Annotated in this window: 19 protein-coding genes and 2 pseudogenes; 10 read left to right on the top strand and 11 right to left on the bottom strand. The window is 68.7% G+C overall.

Translation table 11 applies throughout. The features are described 5' to 3' along the window. The first annotated feature begins 210 nt into the window (after positions 1 to 210). Positions 211 to 1,179, top strand: a complete 969-nt coding sequence (locus ACSYGO_RS00810) for a DUF5996 family protein (protein ID WP_460385417.1) — start codon at positions 211 to 213, stop codon at positions 1,177 to 1,179. Positions 1,180 to 1,349: 170 nt separating this feature from the next. Here the strand turns inward: ACSYGO_RS00810 and ACSYGO_RS00805 are convergent, their stop codons facing one another. Both ACSYGO_RS00805 and ACSYGO_RS00800 read right to left on the bottom strand, forming a co-directional pair. Next, a complete protein-coding gene (locus tag ACSYGO_RS00805) occupies positions 1,350 to 2,096 on the bottom strand; it encodes a hypothetical protein (RefSeq protein ID WP_460385416.1) in 747 nt (248 codons plus the stop codon). A 223-nt stretch (positions 2,097 to 2,319) separates the two neighbouring features. Continuing rightward, positions 2,320 to 3,024 carry a TetR/AcrR family transcriptional regulator gene (locus ACSYGO_RS00800; protein WP_432173711.1) on the bottom strand — a complete coding sequence of 235 codons (705 nt, stop codon included), beginning with the start codon at positions 3,022 to 3,024 and terminating at the stop codon, positions 2,320 to 2,322. A 337-nt stretch (positions 3,025 to 3,361) separates the two neighbouring features. On the opposite strand from ACSYGO_RS00800, the gene ACSYGO_RS00795 reads away from it, so the two are divergent. Further along, positions 3,362 to 3,835: a cupin domain-containing protein gene (locus tag ACSYGO_RS00795; protein WP_426679614.1), complete on the top strand. Its 474-nt coding sequence runs from the start codon at positions 3,362 to 3,364 to the stop codon at positions 3,833 to 3,835. A 230-nt stretch (positions 3,836 to 4,065) separates the two neighbouring features. Here ACSYGO_RS00795 and ACSYGO_RS00790 read toward each other — a convergent pair whose 3' ends face one another. Both ACSYGO_RS00790 and ACSYGO_RS00785 read right to left on the bottom strand, forming a co-directional pair. Continuing rightward, positions 4,066 to 5,487, bottom strand: coding sequence for a selenium-binding protein SBP56-related protein (locus ACSYGO_RS00790; RefSeq protein ID WP_426679615.1), 1,422 nt, complete (start codon positions 5,485 to 5,487; stop codon positions 4,066 to 4,068). Positions 5,488 to 5,772: 285 nt separating this feature from the next. After that, positions 5,773 to 6,009, bottom strand: a complete 237-nt coding sequence (locus tag ACSYGO_RS00785; RefSeq protein ID WP_426679664.1) for a hypothetical protein — start codon at positions 6,007 to 6,009, stop codon at positions 5,773 to 5,775. Here ACSYGO_RS00785 and ACSYGO_RS00780 point away from each other — a divergent pair. Continuing rightward, positions 5,957 to 6,603, top strand: a pseudogene (locus ACSYGO_RS00780) (IS5 family transposase); the annotation flags it as partial. The gene ACSYGO_RS00785 and the pseudogene ACSYGO_RS00780 sit on opposite strands and share 53 nt — an antisense overlap. A 30-nt stretch (positions 6,604 to 6,633) precedes the next feature. On the opposite strand, the gene ACSYGO_RS00775 reads toward ACSYGO_RS00780, so the two are convergent. Further along, complete coding sequence (locus ACSYGO_RS00775; protein WP_460389825.1) at positions 6,634 to 7,188, bottom strand: hypothetical protein; 555 nt, start codon at positions 7,186 to 7,188, stop codon at positions 6,634 to 6,636. A 290-nt stretch (positions 7,189 to 7,478) separates the two neighbouring features. Between ACSYGO_RS00775 and ACSYGO_RS00770 the strand changes: the two genes are divergently transcribed. After that, the gene (locus ACSYGO_RS00770; RefSeq protein ID WP_426679617.1) at positions 7,479 to 7,664 is read left to right on the top strand and encodes a hypothetical protein; all 186 of its coding nucleotides are present in this window, start codon (positions 7,479 to 7,481) and stop codon (positions 7,662 to 7,664) included. Between the two features lie 100 nt (positions 7,665 to 7,764). On the opposite strand, the gene ACSYGO_RS00765 is transcribed toward ACSYGO_RS00770, so the two are convergent. The 3 genes from ACSYGO_RS00765 to ACSYGO_RS00755 all read right to left on the bottom strand — a co-directional run bounded on the left by ACSYGO_RS00765 (position 7,765) and on the right by ACSYGO_RS00755 (position 10,682). Continuing rightward, positions 7,765 to 8,055, bottom strand: coding sequence for a hypothetical protein (locus ACSYGO_RS00765; RefSeq protein WP_432173708.1), 291 nt, complete (start codon positions 8,053 to 8,055; stop codon positions 7,765 to 7,767). 303 nt (positions 8,056 to 8,358) lie between these two features. Further along, positions 8,359 to 9,810 carry a dihydrolipoyl dehydrogenase family protein gene (locus tag ACSYGO_RS00760; RefSeq protein ID WP_460385415.1) on the bottom strand — a complete coding sequence of 484 codons (1,452 nt, stop codon included), beginning with the start codon at positions 9,808 to 9,810 and terminating at the stop codon, positions 8,359 to 8,361. Positions 9,811 to 10,211: 401 nt separating this feature from the next. Further along, entirely contained in the window at positions 10,212 to 10,682 is a 471-nt protein-coding gene (locus ACSYGO_RS00755) for a VOC family protein (RefSeq protein WP_426679620.1), read from the bottom strand. A 148-nt stretch (positions 10,683 to 10,830) separates the two neighbouring features. On the opposite strand from ACSYGO_RS00755, the gene ACSYGO_RS00750 reads away from it, so the two are divergent. Both ACSYGO_RS00750 and ACSYGO_RS00745 read left to right on the top strand, forming a co-directional pair. Then, entirely contained in the window at positions 10,831 to 11,424 is a 594-nt protein-coding gene (locus tag ACSYGO_RS00750; RefSeq protein ID WP_426679621.1) for a TetR/AcrR family transcriptional regulator, read from the top strand. A gap of 150 nt (positions 11,425 to 11,574) precedes the next feature. Next, positions 11,575 to 12,249, top strand: coding sequence for a hypothetical protein (locus ACSYGO_RS00745; protein WP_426679622.1), 675 nt, complete (start codon positions 11,575 to 11,577; stop codon positions 12,247 to 12,249). A gap of 281 nt (positions 12,250 to 12,530) precedes the next feature. Here the strand turns inward: ACSYGO_RS00745 and ACSYGO_RS00740 are convergent, their stop codons facing one another. Beyond that, positions 12,531 to 12,674: a hypothetical protein gene (locus ACSYGO_RS00740; protein WP_460389824.1), complete on the bottom strand. Its 144-nt coding sequence runs from the start codon at positions 12,672 to 12,674 to the stop codon at positions 12,531 to 12,533. 43 nt (positions 12,675 to 12,717) lie between these two features. Further along, positions 12,718 to 12,939 (bottom strand): annotated as a pseudogene (locus ACSYGO_RS00735) (CPCC family cysteine-rich protein); the annotation flags it as partial. Between ACSYGO_RS00735 and ACSYGO_RS00730 the strand changes: the two are divergent. From ACSYGO_RS00730 to ACSYGO_RS00715, 4 genes are all read left to right on the top strand, one after another. Then, a complete protein-coding gene (locus ACSYGO_RS00730) occupies positions 12,930 to 13,940 on the top strand; it encodes an NADP-dependent oxidoreductase (protein ID WP_426679623.1) in 1,011 nt (336 codons plus the stop codon). The pseudogene ACSYGO_RS00735 and the gene ACSYGO_RS00730 sit on opposite strands and share 10 nt — an antisense overlap. Positions 13,941 to 14,283: 343 nt before the next feature. Next, positions 14,284 to 14,526 (top strand): DUF5302 domain-containing protein, encoded by a 243-nt coding sequence (locus ACSYGO_RS00725; RefSeq protein ID WP_426679624.1) that lies wholly within the window; start codon positions 14,284 to 14,286, stop codon positions 14,524 to 14,526. 732 nt (positions 14,527 to 15,258) lie between these two features. Further along, positions 15,259 to 15,777, top strand: a complete 519-nt coding sequence (locus tag ACSYGO_RS00720) for an SRPBCC family protein (protein WP_460385414.1) — start codon at positions 15,259 to 15,261, stop codon at positions 15,775 to 15,777. A gap of 36 nt (positions 15,778 to 15,813) precedes the next feature. Further along, entirely contained in the window at positions 15,814 to 18,126 is a 2,313-nt protein-coding gene (locus ACSYGO_RS00715; RefSeq protein WP_460385413.1) for an FdhF/YdeP family oxidoreductase, read from the top strand. A gap of 66 nt (positions 18,127 to 18,192) precedes the next feature. On the opposite strand, the gene ACSYGO_RS00710 is transcribed toward ACSYGO_RS00715, so the two are convergent. After that, the gene (locus tag ACSYGO_RS00710) at positions 18,193 to 19,077 is read right to left on the bottom strand and encodes a hypothetical protein (RefSeq protein ID WP_460385412.1); all 885 of its coding nucleotides are present in this window, start codon (positions 19,075 to 19,077) and stop codon (positions 18,193 to 18,195) included. Positions 19,078 to 19,098: the final 21 nt, after the last annotated feature.

The following is a 19,098-nucleotide window of genomic DNA, read 5'->3' as shown; positions in this document are numbered from 1 at the left end:
GCCGGACCGACCGACTCGAAGGCGATCTTCGGAACCTTCGTGTGCGTCCTACGCCCGCTTACGGCTGCTCCGTGAGCTGCTGCGAGGCCCGCTGCACGGGTGCGTGGGAGAATCGACGGGTGGGCACGGCCGATGTCGACAGCGGTCCGGCGCATCCCGTCGGAAGGCGCCGGTCCACGACGACCCCCTTCGATCCGCTGGGAGGTTTCCGTGAGTGAACGCACCGTGGAGTGGCCGGTGTTGGACCACGTGGAACTGGCTCCCACGATCGAATATGTGAACCGGGTGGTGCAGGTCGCGGGCAAGTACTCCCTTGACGATCCATTCGAGGTCGGTTGGGGGAACATCGTCCTGGAAGTCACTCCACGTGGCCTGCGTACTCCGCCGTTCCGGCGCGAGGCGGCGACATTCGCGGTGCACTACCGGCTGCTCGACGGCGACGTGGTGATCGAGGGCAACCGCGGCTCGCGGACCTTGCCGCTGGCCCGGACCACGGTTGCCGACTTCTACTCCGCCTTCTGCGAGGCTGCCGGAGAGCTTGGCATACCGCACCCGCGCAGCGCGCGGATCTGCGAAATCCCAGATGCGCCGACCACCTTCGAGGACGACAGGTCGGAGCGGGTGTGGGACGCTCGGTCGGCACATCGGATGTGGGAGGCGTTCGACCGGGCCGCGGAGGGCCTCGAAGCGTGGCAGGCACCATTCCTCGGACACCGTCCGCGAGTCGGCGTGATGTGGGGCAGTTTCGATCTCTCCGCCACCCGGTGGCGCCCGAATCGGACGACCCCCGCGCCCAAGGGGCCACCGTTCATGCGCAACGCCCAACTGCACGAGTACATGTCGGTGGGCTTCTCCTTCGACAACATCCACAGCAGCGGCCACAGCCCGTTGCGCATCGGCCTCTACGCCTACATCTGGCCCCAGCCGGACGGACTGGAGGACCGAACCTGGGGCGTCGAGGGCGCCGCCTGGCACCCGGATGCCGGTCTTGTGCTGCTCCCGTGGGAGACGCTTCGGCAAGCACCGGACCCGCTCGCGGCGGTCACGGCATTCGGCGACGCCGTCTATGACGCCGCTGTGGCAACAGCGGGCTGGCCGACCGGTCTGATCGGACCACGGGTCGACGGCTGGTTCATGAGCGAGCACCCGCCGGCCCACCACACTCCGCAGCAGAGCTGACAGAACGTATCGGGTCCGGCCCGGCGCGGGCCGTGCCGACGCGAAGACCGTGCGACAGCGGGCAGTTCCGGCCGGCAGCTCCTCTGTGACATCCACCGGCCCCGGACGGTAGCCAGCCGCGAAACAGGCCGCACGATTGTCGTGGATACGGCGAAGGGGAGGCTGCAGGCCTACTGTTTGAGGGCGCTCATCAGGTCACGCATGTCGTTGACCATGGCAGGCTGGTACACGGAAAGGTCGGGAGAATCCGGCCCGTCACCGGCCATTTCACCGGAGCCGTCGTCGAGGTAGCTGGGTACGGCGGAAAGCTTCAGCGAGAGAACGGCTCCGCCTTCCAACACCCGCAGCTCCGTGTTACTTGGATCCCGTGTGATCAGATACGCCTTCTCGCCAACGTACGGAACGGACTTCACGTTGGCTTCCGGAACCACACCCAGGTCGGACACCCGGCGCAGGGCTTCGAACTCGGTGCCGGGATCGGTCTTCTTGTGCAGCGCCACCGAGATCCCGACGGTGTAGTCGATGGACCAACCGCCCCCAGGCCCGTCTTCCGCAACCTCATCCCGAAGATGTATGAGGCACCGGACCTCATCGAGAGCGGCATGCTTCAGCAATCCCGAGTCGGTCAGATCGCCTGAACTCCTCGGCGCGATGGCTGCCCCGAGTGACACCAGCCGCACTGCCCGGCAAGAGTCCTTGGCCAGACGATACCCACGTATGTCCGCCTCCTGCTGCCCCAGCCCGAAGGCGAGCACGGATGCCGCCCAGAAAACCGACGCCGCAGCCGCGCCCCCAACGGCCCACGCCCAAGGCCTTGGTGACCGCAGATGGCCGGCAGCACGCCGTTCGCGATCACTCACCACGTCCTGGGGTGCAGCCGCGTCCCACTCCTCCTCCATTTCCGGCTCGGAAATCATCCTGCTCCCCTTCAACGATGAATCGTGAGTGCATTGATGATCGTAAAGCCGGCCCCGTCTCGGGCAGTATCGGTGTGGCGCCCAGCCCCGGCCGGCCGGTGTCGAACCAGGCGAAGTACATGCATGCAGGCTGCCCGACGGGTCACCCGAGCGGCCGGCCGGCCACGGCGGACTGACCACCAAGATCCGCCTGGCCGCCGTCTTCATCTGGTCAGCGAAGTGATCAGAGGGTTCGTGGTGCCGCATCGGGCGGGGGTCCGTCGCCGCTGTCCGGGTCCGGTGCGCTCGCCTGCCAGAGAGGGCCGGTGCACATGTGCTGGACGGTCGATGCCAGTGCCTGTCTCAGCAGGTCGGCGTCCGCCTCGGCGATCGCGTCGAAGTTCAGCAGGTAGCGGCCCACGTGCAGGCCGAGCAGGTGGCTGGCGACCAAGGAGGCCCTGAGCTCGGCCCGCTCGGGGGCGATGGCTGTGACGATCGGATCGACGACGCACGTGGTGAACAGTTCCCGCATCAGGGTGGCCGCTTCCGGGCGCTCGCACGCCGCGTGCAGCAGGGTGAGAGCGGTGTTGGGTCGGCCGTCCTCTTCCCAGGTCTGCAGGAACACGTCGGCGAGACGCTCACCGATGTGGTCGGGGCCCTGGGCGAGGACCTGGCTCACGACGGTGTCCGGGTCGAAGGGCCATTCCACGGTGGCGGCCAGCAGGCCCGCTTTCGAGCCGTAGAAGTGCACGATCAGTGAGGGCCTGACCCCCGCGTTCCTGGCGATCTCGCGCAGCGACGTCTGTGCGTAGCCCTTCTCGTCGAAGGCCGCGCGGGCAGCCGCCAGGATCGTGGCGCGTGTCGCCTCACCGTCACGGGAGCGTGTCGCGCCGGGCGCGGGTGTGGTGGGGAGGCCGGCGTCGGGGGGAGGGGTCTTCGTCGCTGCCATGTCGGCAGTGTGGCACTCCTCGACTGAACATGTTCAGTTGCTGTAGCTTGCAACTGAACATGTACAGCAAGGTGCCATGCGGTGGCAGTTCCTTGCAGATCGCCTGCTCCCGTCTTTGCCGGGCGCGTTCAACGTCCCGGCATGGTCGAGCAGGTCCGCGTCGCGACCCGGGGGTGCGGCGGGAAGCCCTTGGTCCGACGCCCCCTGAACCTCGACTGTGTGCCGCTGGACTACGACCGGTGGTCGGCGGCTGCCGGATTGATCGCCATTGATCACCGGTACTCGCGACCGGCACAGCGCCTCTGCGGGCGCGAGGGCCGGGAAGGAAGGAGACTCGATGAAGGCCAGTACCACTGCGCTGGTGGTGCAACCCGGTGAGGCGGCCGGCGCATCACTCACGGACGGAGCGTTCGAGCTGCTCGCCGACGGGGGCGCGGTCAGCGCCAGCCGGCTCACCCTGGCAGCCGGCGCCGACGGTGCACCCCCGCACCACCACAAGCTCTCTCATGAGCTCTTCTACGTGCTGGACGGGACGATGCTCTTCCGTCTCGGCGACACTTTGACGACGGTGGGGAAGGGTGGGCTCGTCGTCATTCCGCCCAACCTGCCGCACGTCTTCGGGGCGGCAGAAGGCCAGGTGGCCGACGTCGTGGTCGTTCTCAGCCCGGGTATCGAACGGTTCGGCTACTTCGAACAACTGGCCGCCATCAGCCGCGGTGAGGCGGAATTCGCGTCGCTTCTGCCCGAACAGCACCGCTACGACGTGCACTTCGAGGACATCCCCGACTGGCGGTCGGCCTCCTTGCGGTAATCCGAATCCGGCTGCGCGACGATCCGCATGCACCAACCACCCTTCAGTGCCCCGTCTGGGCACGCATCCTGCAAGGGCGGTCCCGCACGACGGTCCGCGACGCGTCCGGATGCGAGGCCTGCCCCAGAGCGACGGCTCGGACGAGGGACCACGTTGACCACGTGGTCCAGGTCCGCGAACTCTTTCGGCTGCAGCCGCACATCGCGCTGCCAAGTGGGGGGCACAGGCGGTCAGTGGCGGTAGCAGTACGAGTCCGAGGAGGCGTCGCCGCCTTGCAGGCGCGTTTGGTGTACGCGCAGGCCCAGGAAATCGGGGGTGCTGGGGAAGAAGCGGCTGTCGACGCTGAGTCCGCCGTCCGCGGTGTCGGCGTCGAGTTTGACCATCCACGCGTCGATGCCTGCGGGATAGATCTGCGTGTCCCAGGCCCCGTACAGGGAGTTGGTCAGGTACACGCGTTGCCCGTCGCGGCTCAGCTCGACCATTTGTGCTCCGCCGGTCAGCGGAGTGTCCGGTTGGGCGGGATGTGGCTGCCGGCCGACGACGCCGCCCAGACGCACGGACGCGGTCTGCCTCGGACGGAACGGATCGCTCACGTCGTACTGGAGCAGATCGCCGGTTCCCCACGCGGATACGTACAGCCACTGGTCGTCCACCGACAGGTCGATGTCGGTGATCAACGGGGGTACGGCGCCGAACGCCTGCAGCGCCGGGGGCAGGTCCTGTGCCGGCGCGGGCTCGGCCGGGATCGTGATCACCTTGCGGACCACGAAGTCCTCGCCCTCACGGTTCCACAGCCACACCGACGCCGAGAGGTCCTCCACGCTGACCACGGTGCCCGTGAACCCCCACGTTGCCTCGGGGTCGTGCGCGGGACGCAGCTCCAGCACCATCTGGTTCTCGTCCCCCAGATCGACTTGCTGCAGGTGCCGGCCGGAGTCCAGCTCCCAGAAGTGCAGCGAGTGGCCGTACTGGCGCCCCAGCAGCAGTTCGGGAACGAGGCCGTCCTCGACCATCGAGGGGGTCCCCCACTCGCTGGTCACGGCGATGTTCTGGCGCAGATGCCACCAGACGTCGTAGGCGAGCCGCTGCGGTCCGCGGTCGGTCTCCCAGGCCCGCAGCACTTCAAAGGTTTCGTGATCCAGCAGCGCGACCCCGCCGGGCCCGTCAGCACCGTCCGCGCCGCCCAGGCAGGACATGAAGACACCGTCGGGGCCGCAGTGGATGGTGTGAGGACGCGAGTATCCGGCCTTGGCTGCCAGCTCCTCGGGTTCGATCACCTTGACCAGGCGGGGGTGTGCGGGATCCGGGCCGGTGTCGAAGACGTGCAGCCGGGAAGAGCGGAGTCCCGGGACGATGAGGTAGCGCCGCGCTGCGTGTTGATGACCGGCATGCGCCAACGCGCTGGAGCAGGCGTTCCAGCCGAAGTGGTGCAGCTCGTTGCCCAGGCCGGGCAGCTCGGCGTGAGAGATCACGCGGCCGTATTCGGGGGACTCTGGGTCGGTGCCGACGGTGAACAACGCGTCCGCGCGCTGCGCGGTCGGGTCGAATCCGACGACGTAGGCGAGTCTCTCCGGAGGTGCGGAGACGGCGTCCGCGGGAGTGCGGTACAAGGTGGGGTCACTGTGTTCGTGAGCGTGCTCGGTCGTCGTCATGGCTGTTCCTTACTCCCGAACGGGAGCGTGGATCCGCAGAGCTCCCGACAGGCAGCCGGGCTCACCCGTTCGAGATCGATGTACAGACGCGGGACGGATATGCCACTGAAACAAGCGTTTCACGGCCCCCGTGACCTGCCAAGGCGGCGGGACGGGCAGCGGACCGCACAGCGTGCGGCTCGTCTGCGGCACGCTCGACCGCCGTGATCTGCTGCTCCCGTCTGGCAGACGGGGTATTCCGGTATTCCGAGGAGTGGGAGGTCCCCAGGTCCTGCAGCAGGAACCTCAGTCGTGCGCCGTCGGGTGCTGTTCCTCGATGTGGGGCCGGGCGAGGGTGTCCGCTGCTGCCTGGGCGAAATCGTGGACGAGGCGGGAGCGACGTGCTGCCACCCAGGCCAGGGCCACTTCGTTGGGGCCGATGTCATCGACGCGCAGCGCGATGACGTCCGGCCGGGTGTAGAAGGTGGCTTCGGGTTGTGCTTGGCGACAGTTGCCGCCGGTGTTCGGGCCAGCCTGGCCCACTGTCTACCGGCGCTTCGCCCAGTGGAGCCGGGACCGGGTGTGGGCCCGGCTCCACCGCGTCATTCTCGACGAACTCGGCGTCCGCGGAGAACTGGACCGGTCACGGTGCGCAATCGACTCCGTCAGCGTGCGGGCGGTAAAAGAGGGACCCTGACCGGACCGAATCCGACCGACCGTGGCAAGGCCGGATCGAAGATTCACCTGATCACGGATCGCGAGGGACTGCCGCTGTCACTCGCCATCTCCGCCGCCAACATGCACGACAGCCTCGGCTTGCAGCCGCTCGTGCGCGGTATCCCGCCCATTCGCACGCGGCGTGGACCACGGCGCCGGCGCCCGGCCAAGCTGCATGGCGACAAGGGCTACGACTATGACCATCTGCGCCGATGGCTACGCAAGCGCGGTATCCGCCATCGCATCGCTCGTAGGGGCATCGAGTCCTCTGAGCGGCTGGGCCGACATCGCTGGGTTGTCGAGAGAACCGTGTCCTGGCTCGCCGGATGCCGTCGCCTGCACCGACGCTACGAGCGCAAGGCAGAACGCTTTCTCGCATTCGCTGCCATCGCCGTAAGCTTGGTCAACTACCGCAGGCTCGCCGGAGAACCAGGTGTCACTGGTTCGGCATCAGCGAATTTCCCACTCATGGATCGGAACACAGTCGTGCACTGTGTTGGCCCAATCCTGGAAGTCGGCGACGAAGAAGACCCTCGTCAGGAGGATGTCGCCGGCTCGCTGGACCCGTACCAGCAGTCCGAGTTCTTCCGATCTTGCATCGCCATCGACGAAGACCGTGTCCACCATGCCACGGTCCTCCGCATATCCATGGAGCTGTTCTGAAAGTTCAGACGGCACCCGGCCGATCAGGCGGAGCCCGTCGAGAGAGACTTGCGGGCCACGCAAGGCGTCAACTGCGACGGCGGCCAGTGCACCAGACTTCCTGTAGTAGGCCGTGACCGCCTCCTCGCCCATGTACAGCGGTGCATCCTTGGGATGAAAGCCTGCATCCTGCGCCAGAGCACCGTACGGCAGGGTCATGTAGGAATAGGAGCTGGCGAAGCCTTCTGCATCCATAGCTGTGGCCACTTCCTCGATGCTCATGCCGAACCGAAGCGGGCCGACCGCCGCGAAGGGCACAAAACTCCACTGAGCTCGCTCGGCATCGTCGACGACGGACCACATCTGTGCGCATCCCTCCAAGGCCCCACGCAACCGCCTCTCGCGGCGCGCTGATCAGCGACGACTGTACAACTGCGCCCCGCTGGGGTTCTGAAGCCCTGATCTACCAAAGGAAACGGTGCCCAAGGGCAGTCACCCGTCCTGTCTTGAGGCACGGACGTCCGCCGCGCTCGGCGAACGGTGCAGGCGATCTTCCGGATGCGGCCCGGGAGTGTGAAACTGCTGGATCGAACGGATCGTGAACCGGTCGGTGTGCGCCCGCACGTACTGGTGGCGCCGGAGAGGATGGCCGCATGACGAGCACGAAACGCCGCTACAGCCTGACGTGGACCGACCCGGACGGTGCCGCACAGGCATCCGCCGGCCACTATGACAAGCGGTCCGCCACGCGGCGCCGACGTGCGCTGGAAGCGGTCGGCTGCACCCGTGTCGAGGTCGTCGTGGTCAAGCCCGGAGAGCTTCCCGAACTGGCGCTCTGACCGCCCCCCGGCCCACGCCGGCCGCCTCGGGGGCCTGCGCCTGATCGGGGTCGTGCTCACCCGGCGCGGCGCGTGCGCGCCTTCCCGTGAGGGCCCGGTATTACGGGTGGCCAGGGCGGTCGTAGTGGGCGAACTGTGCGAGCTGGTCTCCAATCCAGGGGTTGAACGTCAGCAGCTGGCCTTGCACCCAGGCATCGCCGTGGTACTGGACGGCCTGGGCGCCCTGCGGGCCGGCGGTCGTCGTGTCCGCGATCACGGTGACCCGGGTGGGGGTGTGCCCGGCGTCGGGAAGCGTGGCCGCCGTCGCGGTGCTGTGGGTGGCGAGGAGTGTGCCTGCGGCGAATACGGCCGTGGCGCTCGCGGTGGCGACGCGCTGCTTGAGGTTCTTCATGGTCTTACCTCCGCGCAGGGTCCGCAGTGGTGTGGGTGTGGCGGCGGACCTGCTCTATGTCTGTGCCTTGCCGAAGCTACGTCTCGACGTGTAGTTGAACAATGAATTAGCTTGGTGAAGGACATCACCTGAAGGGATGGCCGGCGCCGTAGGGCCCTGCGCGGTCCGTGTGGTGTGCCTGGGGACCCACTAGTCGGCTGGGGAAGACTGCGGGCCGCCGGGAGGTGAGGACCGCCCCCGGCTCGCGGACGGCCGGGTCACCCCGCATGGCCGGGATCGTCCCGTATGCCCGGCGGAGGGGGCTCAACCACGGTGGGTCTCCAGCAGCCGGAGCCAGACTTCGCCGAGGGTGGGGAAGGCAGGGACGGCGTGCCAGAGTCGGTCGAGGGGCACTTCGCCTGCGATGGCGATGGTGGCGGAGTGGACCAGTTCTCCGACGCCGGGGCCGGCGAAGGTGACGCCGACGACGGTGTTGCGATCGGTGTCGATGAGCATGCGGGCCCGGCCGCGGTAGTCCTCGCCGTACTGGTGGGCCCCGGCGAGCTGAGAGAGGTCGTAGTCGACGGTCTTGATGCGCCGTCCGCTGTGTTCGGCCTCGTGGCTGGTCAGGCCGACGGAGGCGATTTCGGGGGTGGTGAAGACGACCTGGGGCACGGCCGTGTGGTCGGCGGTGGCCGTGTGCGGGCCCCAGGGTGCGGTGTCGATGGGTTCGTTGTTGGCGCGGGCGCCGATGACGGTGCCGGCGATGCGGGCCTGGTACTTGCCCTGGTGGGTCAGCAGGGCGCGGCGGTTGACGTCACCGACGGCGTAGAGCCAGCCGCCGTCGACGCCGGTCACTTGGAAGGTGTCGTCGACGGTGAGCCAGTCGCCGGGGGTGAGGCCGACGCTCTCCAGGCCGACGTCGTGGGTCTGCGGGGCCCGGCCGGTCGCCAGCAGGATCTCGTCCACGGCCAACTGCCCGCCGTCGGACAGCGTGATCTCCACCTCGCCGTCGCCGCCGACATTGTTGTCCTTGCGGGTCAGTGAGGAGACGGTGGTGTTGAAGCGGATGTCGACGCCTGCTTCGCGCAGTTCCTCGGCGACGAGTTCGCCGGCGAAGGGTTCCATCCGCTCCAGGATCCGGTTCTCGAGGACGAGCATGGTGACCTGGGAGCCGAGGGCCTGCCAGGCGGTGGCCATCTCGACGGCGACGACGCCGCCGCCTACGACGGCGAGGCGATCGGGCGCCTTGGTGGCGGTGGTGGCCTCGCGGCTGGTCCAGGGGCGGACGGTGTCGAGTCCGGGGATGGGGGGCAGGGCGGCGCGGGTGCCGGTGGAGATGGCGACGGCGTGCCGGGCGGTCAGAGCGATGGTGTCGCCATCGGAGGTCTGCACGGCCACCTGCTTGGGGCCGGTGAGGCGGCCGTGGCCGCGTATGAGGTCGACGTCGACCGAGTTGAGCCAGTCGACCTGGTCCTCGTCCTTCCAGTACGAGGACATCTTGTCGCGGTGTGCGAGGACCGCGTCGACGTCCAGCGGTCCGTCGACGGCCTGGTCGAGTCCGGGTATGCGGCTCGCGTCGGCACGTGCCACCACCGGCCGGAGAAGTGCCTTGCTCGGGTCGCAGGCCCAGAACGAGCATTCGCCGCCGATGAGGTCGCGCTCGATGATCACGGTGCTGAGTCCGGCGGCGCGGGCGCGTTCCGCCACGTTCTCACCGACAGGCCCTGCGCCGATGACGATCACGTCGTAGGTACGGGTCGTCTCGTTCGTCACTGCTGCGTTCCTGACTGTTTCGTTCTGCACTGTTTTGTTCCTCGTTGCTTGTGTGACTCGGGCCGACACTCCGGCGGCCGCGGCCTCCGGAGCGTCGCCGGTCGGGTGTGCCGTTCCCCGTCGGCGGACGGCGCGGGGGCCGCCGCCCCGCACGGGGTGAGGGAGGGGCGGGGCGGTTGCGGGATGGGGCGGCCCCGGCGGCAATGCCGTCTGTCGGTGCCCTCGGCGGCTGCCCGGCCGATGCGGGCCCATGGTGGCGGTACGGCGGGTGGTGGGGAGCACCCTTATGTTCGTCCGGCCGTTCGGTGCCGGTCTTCGGCTTGGCGGGAGCTGCCCGCTCGGTCCGGCTGCCGTCCGGGGGGCACCGCCCGTTGAGGCCGTTCGGGCGGTGGCTTGGTGGGTCAGCGGCCGGGGAGACGCTGGGTGATCTCCTGGAGGACCCAGCCGTTGCCGTCCGGATCGCTGAAGGTGGCGAAGGAGGCGTAGGAGGCGCGCTCGGGGTGCGCCCCGGCCAGTCGCTCCTGGCCGGGGCGGCGGTGGGTGACGTCCCCGCCCTCGTGGCCGTGGAAGAGCCCGCCCGCGTCGTGGAAGATCTCGCTGACCTCGATGCCGCGGCCGGTGAGCTCCGCGCGGGCCTCCTCGATGTCGGAGACGATGAGGTACAGGCCCTGGAAGGAGCCGGGCGTGATGGGGGTCATCCCCTCGCCGAAGATGATCGAGCATTCGGAGCCGGGCGGGGTGAAGTGCACGACCCGGACGTCCTCGCTCGCCTTGTAGTCGACGTCCAGTCGGAATCCGGCCTTCTCGTAGAAGGCCTTGGCCCGGTCTGTGTCGGAGACGGGCAGCGCGATCATTTCGAGCTTCAGGTTCATGGGGGGGTGTCCTTGTTTCGTGACGTCGGTGGTGTGGGGTTTGTTGACGTCGGTGGAGCGGGATACGCTTATCTGGATCAGCGGTCCACATAACCGGACCACTGATCCGAATATATGGACCACTGATCCGGATAGTCAAGAGGGAAATGTGCGGGCCGACGCCAGAAAGAACCGTGACCACCTGCTCGCCGTAGCCGGCGCCGCCATCGCCGAGGAGGGTGTCGACGTGTCGCTGCGCGACATCGCGCGCAGGGCCGACGTCGGGCTCGCGACGCTGCTGCGGCACTTCTCGACGCGTGAGGCGCTGCTCGATGCACTGCTCCACACGAGTTTCGGCGAGCTGACCGCCAAGGCGGACGCCCTGGAGACGTCCACCGCGCCCGGCGATGCTCTTGTCTCATGGCTGCGTGACTGCGTCGGGTGGACGACCGAGTACCGGGGTGCGGTCGTGCTGATGGCGGCCGCCATCACGGACCCCGACTCCGCGCTCCACGCTTCGTGCGTCACACTGCGCGCGGCCGGTGCGCGGCTTCTGGTCCGGGCCCAGGCCGCGGGCGTGGCGCGGACCGACATCGACGGAGACGATCTGTTCGCGCTGGTGGAGGCGCTCGCCTGGCTCGGCGACCAGCGCTCGCTCGCGCCCCGCGCCGGTCACCTCTTCGAGGTCGTCGCCGGCGCGCTCCTGACCGGCGCGACGAGCGGCGCTGCCGAAGGGGAGCACCGCCCTGACGGCCGTGGCTGACATCGTCGTGCCTGCGGGCCGGTGTACTGGCCCACGCGCTCGGCGGAAGCAGGCCGAGGACCGCTGTGGCGGGCTTCTTCGTCGAACTCACCCTGCACGACACCGGCGGGCCCTCCCGGACTTGTGGGCGACTGAGGTCACACTCGGAGGATGAGGGAGCTCAAGGGTGTTGATGCCGGGACGCCGCATGCCCAGTTTCTGGCGACCGAGCACTGGAGTCTGCTGGCGACACGGAGCATGACGTGGCAGGAGATCTTCAGCCGGACCGGTACGTATCTGACGGTGCTGTCGGCCGCGGTGGTGGCGCTCTCACTGGTGGCCAACGCGACCGGGTTCGGGTCCGGGTTCACGACGTTCGCGTTGCTCGTGCTGCCGGTCGTCCTGCTCGTCGGGTTCGGGACGTACTTCCGGCTGATCGAGGCGGACATCGAGGACACCTGGCTGATCATCGGCATGAACCGGCTGCGGCACGCGTACGTCGAGCTCGCACCGGAGCTCGAGCCGTACTTCATCGCGAGCCACCACGACGACCCGCCGGGGATCTGGACGACCTACAGCTTCCGCCGCCGGATCGGGGTGACGCACTGGCTGTCCGGCTCACCCGTCGTCGTCTGTGTCATCAACTCCGTCGTCACCGGTGTGCTGGCCGCGGTGGTCTGCGAGGCCGCCGGCGCCGGGGACACCCTGCGGACCCTGGTCGCCTGCGCCGCGGCCGTCCTGACCCTGGTCGTCCTCGGGTCCCTCGGCCTGCGCAAGGTGCACGAAGTCTCCCGCAACTATCGGCCGCGCTTCCCCAGCGACGAAGCGCGACGGTCGGCCGGTTGAGGCGCCCTCAACTCTCGTAGTTCGGCCGCAGGGCCGATATCGGGCTCACGGCGCTGCGGCACTTGTCGACGCGTGAGGCGCTGCTCGATGCCCTGCCCCATACGAGTTTCGGCGAGCTGACTGCCAAGGCGGAGCGCCCTGGTGACGGACGGTCCGCCCGGCGGTGCTCTTGATTCGTGCCTACGTGACTGCGTCTGTGGGACGACCGGGTTCCGGGGTGCGGTCGTGCTGATGGCGGCAGTCGTCGAGGCCCCCTCGGCGGGCAAGCCGGATGGCCGGGATCAGCTCGTAGGGCGCCAGAATCCGGTGTCCCGGTAGCGCCACCAGTACAGGACCATGCAATCGGCGGGCCAGGCGGCCAGTTGAACGGCTCGGGGCTCGAAGTGGTCCCGTTCGGGATCGATCAAGCGCCAGGTGGGGTCCATGGGTTCGTCGTTCTCTGGCGGACGGACATGTTCCAGGGACCGTTTCGTCGCATGCCCCGTAGTCCTGGAAGTTGTGCTGGGCCTGGATCAGTGACGTCCTGTTGGCGTCGGCGGGCCAGTCGGGCCAGCGCAACTCACGCAGCTGTCCTCCTTGACTATCCGGATCAGTGGTCCATATATTCGGATCAGTGGTCCACTTATGTGGGTCGCTGATCCGAACAGACCTATCCCCGCAGGCGCGGGCAGGAGAACACGATGCCGACACACACCATGAGGGCGATCCGGGTGCATGAGCACGGCGGCCCTGAAGTACTGCGTGACGACGAGGTACCGGTCCCGGAGCCGGGGCCGGGCGAGGTGCTCGTACGTGTGCACGCGGTCGGTGTCAATCCGCCGGACTGGTACCTGCGCGACGGGCTGACCAACCTGCCTCCGGAGACGAGGCCGAAGTTCAGCCTGCCCGTGATACCGGGCACGGACCTGTCGGGCGTCGTCGAGGCCGTCGCCGCCGATGTGGAGGACTTGTCGGTCGGAGACGAAGTCTTCGGACTCCTGCGCTTTCCCAGCTTCGAGGGCAGCACCTACGCCGAGTACGTGGCCGCGCCCGCATCGGACCTCGCACGCAAGCCGGCCGGCATCGACCACGTGCACGCCGCCGCGGCGCCCATGGCCGGGCTCACCGCGTGGCAGTTCCTGATCGAGCTCGGCCACGACCACCCCTCGCCCTTCCAGGCGGCGCAGCACCGCCCGACAGCACTCGGCGCCGGCACGACGGTGCTCGTCAACGGCGCCGCGGGCGGAGTCGGCCACTTCGCTCTCCAGTTGGCCAAGTGGAAGGGCGCACAGGTCATCGCCGTCGCATCGGGCGCGCACGAAGCGTTCCTGCGCGAGCTCGGCGCCGACCGGTTCATCGACTACACCCAGAGCCGCCCCGAGGAACTCGTACACGACGTCGACCTCGTCCTCGACGCCGTCGGTGGCCCCCACAGCAGTCGCTTCCTGCGCACCCTCAAGCGCGGCGGAGCCCTGTTCCCGGTGTTCTTCGGCGCATTCGACGAGGAAGAGACCGCGAAGCTGGGCGTCACCGTCACGGGCACGCAGGTCCGCTCGAACGGTGCGCAGCTCGCCGAACTGGGCCGCCTGCTCGACGCGGGCACGGTCCGCGTCGCGATCGACAGCACGTTCGCGCTCGCGGATGCCCGAGCCGCGCACGAGCGCGCGGCCCGTGGGCACATCCAGGGCAAGATCGTGCTCACGGTCGCCTAGAGCGGGGCCGTATCCCCGAAGCGGCCCGCGCGCCTTCACGGGGCGCCGGCGGCCGACGAGACACCCCTGCATTTCCTGTGCTCCGGCTGCCCTCGCACCCGGGATGACTGCCGTCGCTGTGCACGCCCGATCGGTGCCACTGCGGCGCGACGTCGAGGAAGCGCAGGATCGTGGCCTGGTTCTCGCGCACGGCATGTCGTCGGGCACGTTTCGCGGCCGGTTCTGGTGCCCTCCGTGCGTCGGCCACGCCTGCGTGCCGGGCGCGACCGCCGGCAGCCTGTGATGTTGCCGTCGTCCGGCATGACAAGCTGTGTCTCCCATTGCCCGAACCCAGGAGGTCACGATGACCGCAGAGTCTGCATCACCAGAAGGTTCGGAGCCGGCTGACCCCGAGACGTCCGCTTTGGAGCCCGACAGCGACGGCCAGTACGACCTGAAACGCAAGTTCCGGGAAGCCCTGGCGCGCAAACGCGCTGCACAGGCGGACGCCGCTGACCTCGCCGCCAACCCCAACGCGTCGAAGATCCGTGGGGCACACGGCCCGGCCGCGAGCCAGCGGTCGTTCCGGCGCAAGAGCGGCGGATGAGCCGATGAGCTCTTCCAGCGTGGATCGCGTGATGAGTTAAGGTCCGCGACCCATTGCTCTGGTGCCGGTGAGAGGGGTGTACCAATCCCAACTCACCGGCACCGGAACCTTGTCGGTCTTCTCAGCCTGCCGTGCTCGGCCTACCCCGTGCCCTGGGCGAGCGGGTGATCTTCGCACGTCGCCCGCGAGGGTGGCCCCTGCTGTTGTGCCCCGCACCGGGGCGCCACGGCCGACCCGGGGGCACCCGCGCTGGTACGACGCCCTCCCGCAGCATGGTGGCTGAGCACGCCGCAATCAGGCCGAGCATGCCTGGGGGAGCAGGCTGGTGGTTTTGGGGGAGCCGCAGCCTGGCCCTGACGGCGAGCCTCGCGGCTGCATTCGCCGGCCGAGGGGTATGCGCCCGCGGTGCCCGGCCGATGGCCGGTGAGGCGCAGACGAGACGCTCGCTGACAGATCTGTCATCGACGGCATCGCCGAACCGACGGCCCGCCGCGATCGCAGGGACCTCTTTCACGCCGAGCTCTGGCCCAGGTCACCTGGCCCCTGCCGCGGCCACCTGGCCCCCGGCTGCTTCGCCGTCCTGAACCGCCGCCTCAGGGCTCACGAGCGTGGGAAGCGACGCGTGCCCCGATCGGCCCCTGGGCGGGCGTCGGGCGGCCCGGGCGCATCCACATGGCGACGTTCCGGCCGCGCGGTGACACTGGGGAAAGCAGCGCCTGGAGAAGGTGGGCCATGCCAACCGTCGAAGAAGTCGTCGAGATCGCGGTCCCGGTACGTACCGCGTACAACCAGTGGACCCAGTTCAAAAGCTTTCCGCGGTTCATGTCCGCGGTGAAGAAGGTCGAGCAGATCAATCCGGTGGTCACCCATTGGGTCATCGGGCTCGGCCCGGTGCACAGGGAATTCAAGGCGCAGATCGTGGAGCAGCAGCCGGATTCGCACGTCGTCTGGCAGAGCCTGGAACGCAGCCCTGATCACCGGGGCACGGTGTCGTTCCGCTCCGTGGCACCGGAGCGTACCGAGGTGACTGTGCGGATCGAGACCATGCGGCGCGGGCTCGCGGACACTGCCACTCATGCCCTCGGGGTCACGCGCCGCGTGGTCCGGGCGGAGCTGCGCAACTTCAAGGAGTACATAGAGGGCGTGGGCGAGGAGAGCGGGGCTTGGCGTGCGTCCATTCACAACGGACACGTACAGCCGGTGGAGCCGGAACCTCCACGCAGCCGGGTCCCGCGGTGGCCGGTCGGGTAAGAGTTTTCACGTACGAGAGAACGAGAGACGCACCGCATGAAGAAGGCCCCGCGAAGTGAGCCGGATGAACCGCTCAGCGTGACGCCACCCAAGACGTGGGCCGCGGGCGTCCCCGCCGTGAAGCACGCGTTGGAGTACTCCTTGGAGGAGACGTCGGTCCGCCGGACCGGAGTGACGCTGCTGACCATGAACCAGGTGGACGGCATCGACTGCCCCGGCTGCGCCTGGGCGGATCCCGCTCCCGGCCACCGGCACCGCAACGAGTACTGCGAGAACGGTGCCAAGCACATCAACGACGAGGCGACGACGCGCCGCATCACCGCCGACTTCTTCCGGCGGCATTCGGTCTCCGAGCTGGGACGGCAATCGGATCTGTGGCTCAACCAGCAGGGCCGACTCACCGAACCGATGGTCAAACGAGCGGAATCGGACCACTACGAGCCGATCAGCTGGCGTAACGCCTTCGAAATGATCGCCGCTGAGCTGAATTCGCTGGACTCGCCCGACGAGGCGGTCTTCTACACCTCGGGCCGGGCCAGCAACGAAGCAGCCTTCGTCCTGCAGCTCTTCGCCAGGGCCTTCGGCACGAACAACCTGCCCGACTGCAGCAACATGTGCCACGAGTCCAGCGGCACCGCGCTGCACGAGACCCTGGGCACGGGCAAGGGAACGGTGAGCCTGGACGATCTGCACCACGCCGACCTGATCTTCCTGGTGGGGCAGAACCCGGGCACCAATCATCCGCGCCAGCTCTCCGCCCTGGAGGAGGCCAAGCGCAACGGCGCCCGCATCATCGCGGTGAACACCCTGCCGGAAGCCGGGCTGCTGCGCTTCAAGAACCCTCAGCAAGCACGCGGGGTCGTCGGGCACGGCACCCAGCTCGCCGACCGGTTCCTCCACATCCGCAGCGGCGGCGATCTCGCGCTTTTCCAGGGGCTCAACAGGCTGCTGCTGGAGGCGGAGGACGCCCGCCCGGGCAGCGTGCTCGACCAGGACTTCATCCGCTCCAGCACCAGCGGCTTCGAGGAGTTCTCCCAGCACGCCCGCAGCATCGGCTGGGACCAGATCCTCCCCGCGACGGGACTCACCCGTGAAGAGATCGAGGACGTACGGGACGACGTCCTGCACAGCGAACGCGTCATCGTCTGCTGGGCCATGGGAGTGACCCAGCATCGGCACGGTGTCCCCACCGTCCGGGAGATCGTCAACTTCCTGCTGCTGCGCGGAAACCTGGGCAGGCCCGGAGCCGGCGCCTGCCCGGTGCGCGGACACAGCAATGTGCAGGGCGACCGCACCATGGGCATCTGGGAGCAGATGCCGGACTCGTTCCTGGACACGCTGCAGCAGGTGTTCGGCTTCGACCCGCCACGCGCCCACGGCCTGGACTCCGTGAACGCGATCAAAGCCATGCAAGAGGGCCGCATCAAGGTCTTCCTCGCCCTCGCCGGCAACTTCGTCAGGGCCGCGCCCGACAGCACGGTCACCGAGGAGGCCATGCGGCGATGCCGCCTGACCGCCCACATCTCCACCAAGCTCAACAGGTCCCACACGGTCTGCGGCCGAACGGCACTCATCCTGCCGACCCTGGGCCGCACCGAACGGGACGTCCAGCCGTGCGGCGAGCAGTTCGTCACCGTCGAGAACTCGATGAGCGAGGTGCACACCTCCCGAGGGCGGCTGGAGCCGGCCTCCAAACTGCTGCTCAGCGAGATCGCCATCCTGTGCCGGCTCGCACGCCACACCCTCGACGGCAAGGCCGACATCCCCTGGAAGCAGTTCGAGACCGACTACGGAACGATCCGCCACCGGATCGCGCACGTCGTGCCGGGCCTGCACGACTTCAACCGGCGCGTGGTCCGACCGGGCGGCATCAGACTGCCGAACCCGGTCAACGAGGGCGTCTTCGCCACCGCCACCGGCAAGGCCATGTTCACCCGCAACGCCTGGGACATGCCGCAGGCCCCCGACGGGCACCTGCTGCTGCAGACCCTGCGCTCCCACGACCAGTGGAACACCATCCCTTACACCAACAACGACCGCTACCGCGGCATCCACGGCAGCCGTCGTGTCGTGCTGGTCAACCCCGCGGACCTCACCGAACTCGGTCTTCGCGAAGGACAGCAGGTGGACCTGGTGAGCGTGTGGTCCGACGACGTGGAGCGCCGCGCGGAGGGCTTCGCGGTGGTGCCCTATCCGACCTCGCTGGGCTGCGCCGCCGCGTACTACCCCGAGACCCAGGTTCTGGTCCCACTGGAGAGCGTGGCCGAGACCAGCAACCAGCCGACCTCGAAGGGCATCGTCGTCCGACTGGAGCCATCGGGCACGCGTGAGGACGCCTCGCCGCAATGACGCCGCGATGCCCCCGGGCTCGGTGCCGTCCAGGAACCGGCCGAGGTGGTCTCCGGCTCGACGCCGTCAGCCGGTCGACGGCACCTGCCGCCGACGGCCGCCGTGTACGTCGGGCAGGGCCAGCAGCCCGAAGGCACGGTGGGCCGCACCTGTCCCACGCCGGACGACGGCCAGGGCGATGAGAGCCGCCGCCGCGGGCACACCGAGCCACCAGCCCAGCAGGTGGATCAGAACACTTGAGGCTACGGCGCTGCCGAGCGCCACACCGAAGACGGCACTCAGTACCGCGAGCACGACGCGGGCGTTCCCGGGTGCCGCACCGCTGCCCGGCTCAGGCTCGCCCGACCCCAGCCAGGAGACGATCGCTCCCAGCATCACGGGTACCAGGACAGCTCCCATCGCGTACAGCGTCAGCGCGACCGGCGACGACAGCCAGTCGCCCACGCGCGACAGTACCTGCCCGAAGCCCGGGTGCTCAGGCCAGGCCGCGAAGGTCTTCCGGTCGGCCGAGAAGAACCGCTGATACCCGCGCCCGTCCCAGCCGTGGACGAGGATGAAGAACATGCCGAGGTAGCCCACTCCGGCCTGGAGGAAGGCGGCGTACACGCGGCCGGCCGCGATCAGCCGCGCCGCGACCCAGTATCCGAGCAGGCCCTGGCTCACGTTGGTTGCCGCGAACAGGGCGACCAGCCAGGCGGGCAGCGCTTCGTGTCCACGCGCCACCTGCATCGTCTCCCAGTCCGGGAAGCCCCAGAGCAGCCACGCGCCGCTGGGCGCGAACAGCACCGAGCAGTACAGGACGGTACCCATGAGATACGGGTCCGACCACCGAAGGACGCGGCGGCGGGGCGCACCGGGCCTGCCGGCGAGCCGGTACGTGGCGGCGGTCGCGAAGCTCGCGCCGATGCCGTACGCCCAGAAGACGTCGACCTGGACCATCGTGCTCTCCATTCCGGAATGACACGTCATTCC

The sequence above is a fragment of the Streptomyces krungchingensis genome (genome assembly GCF_054729265.1).
The sequence above is the reverse complement of the archived record's forward strand: the minus strand, read 5'-3'. Positions and strand labels throughout refer to the sequence as shown.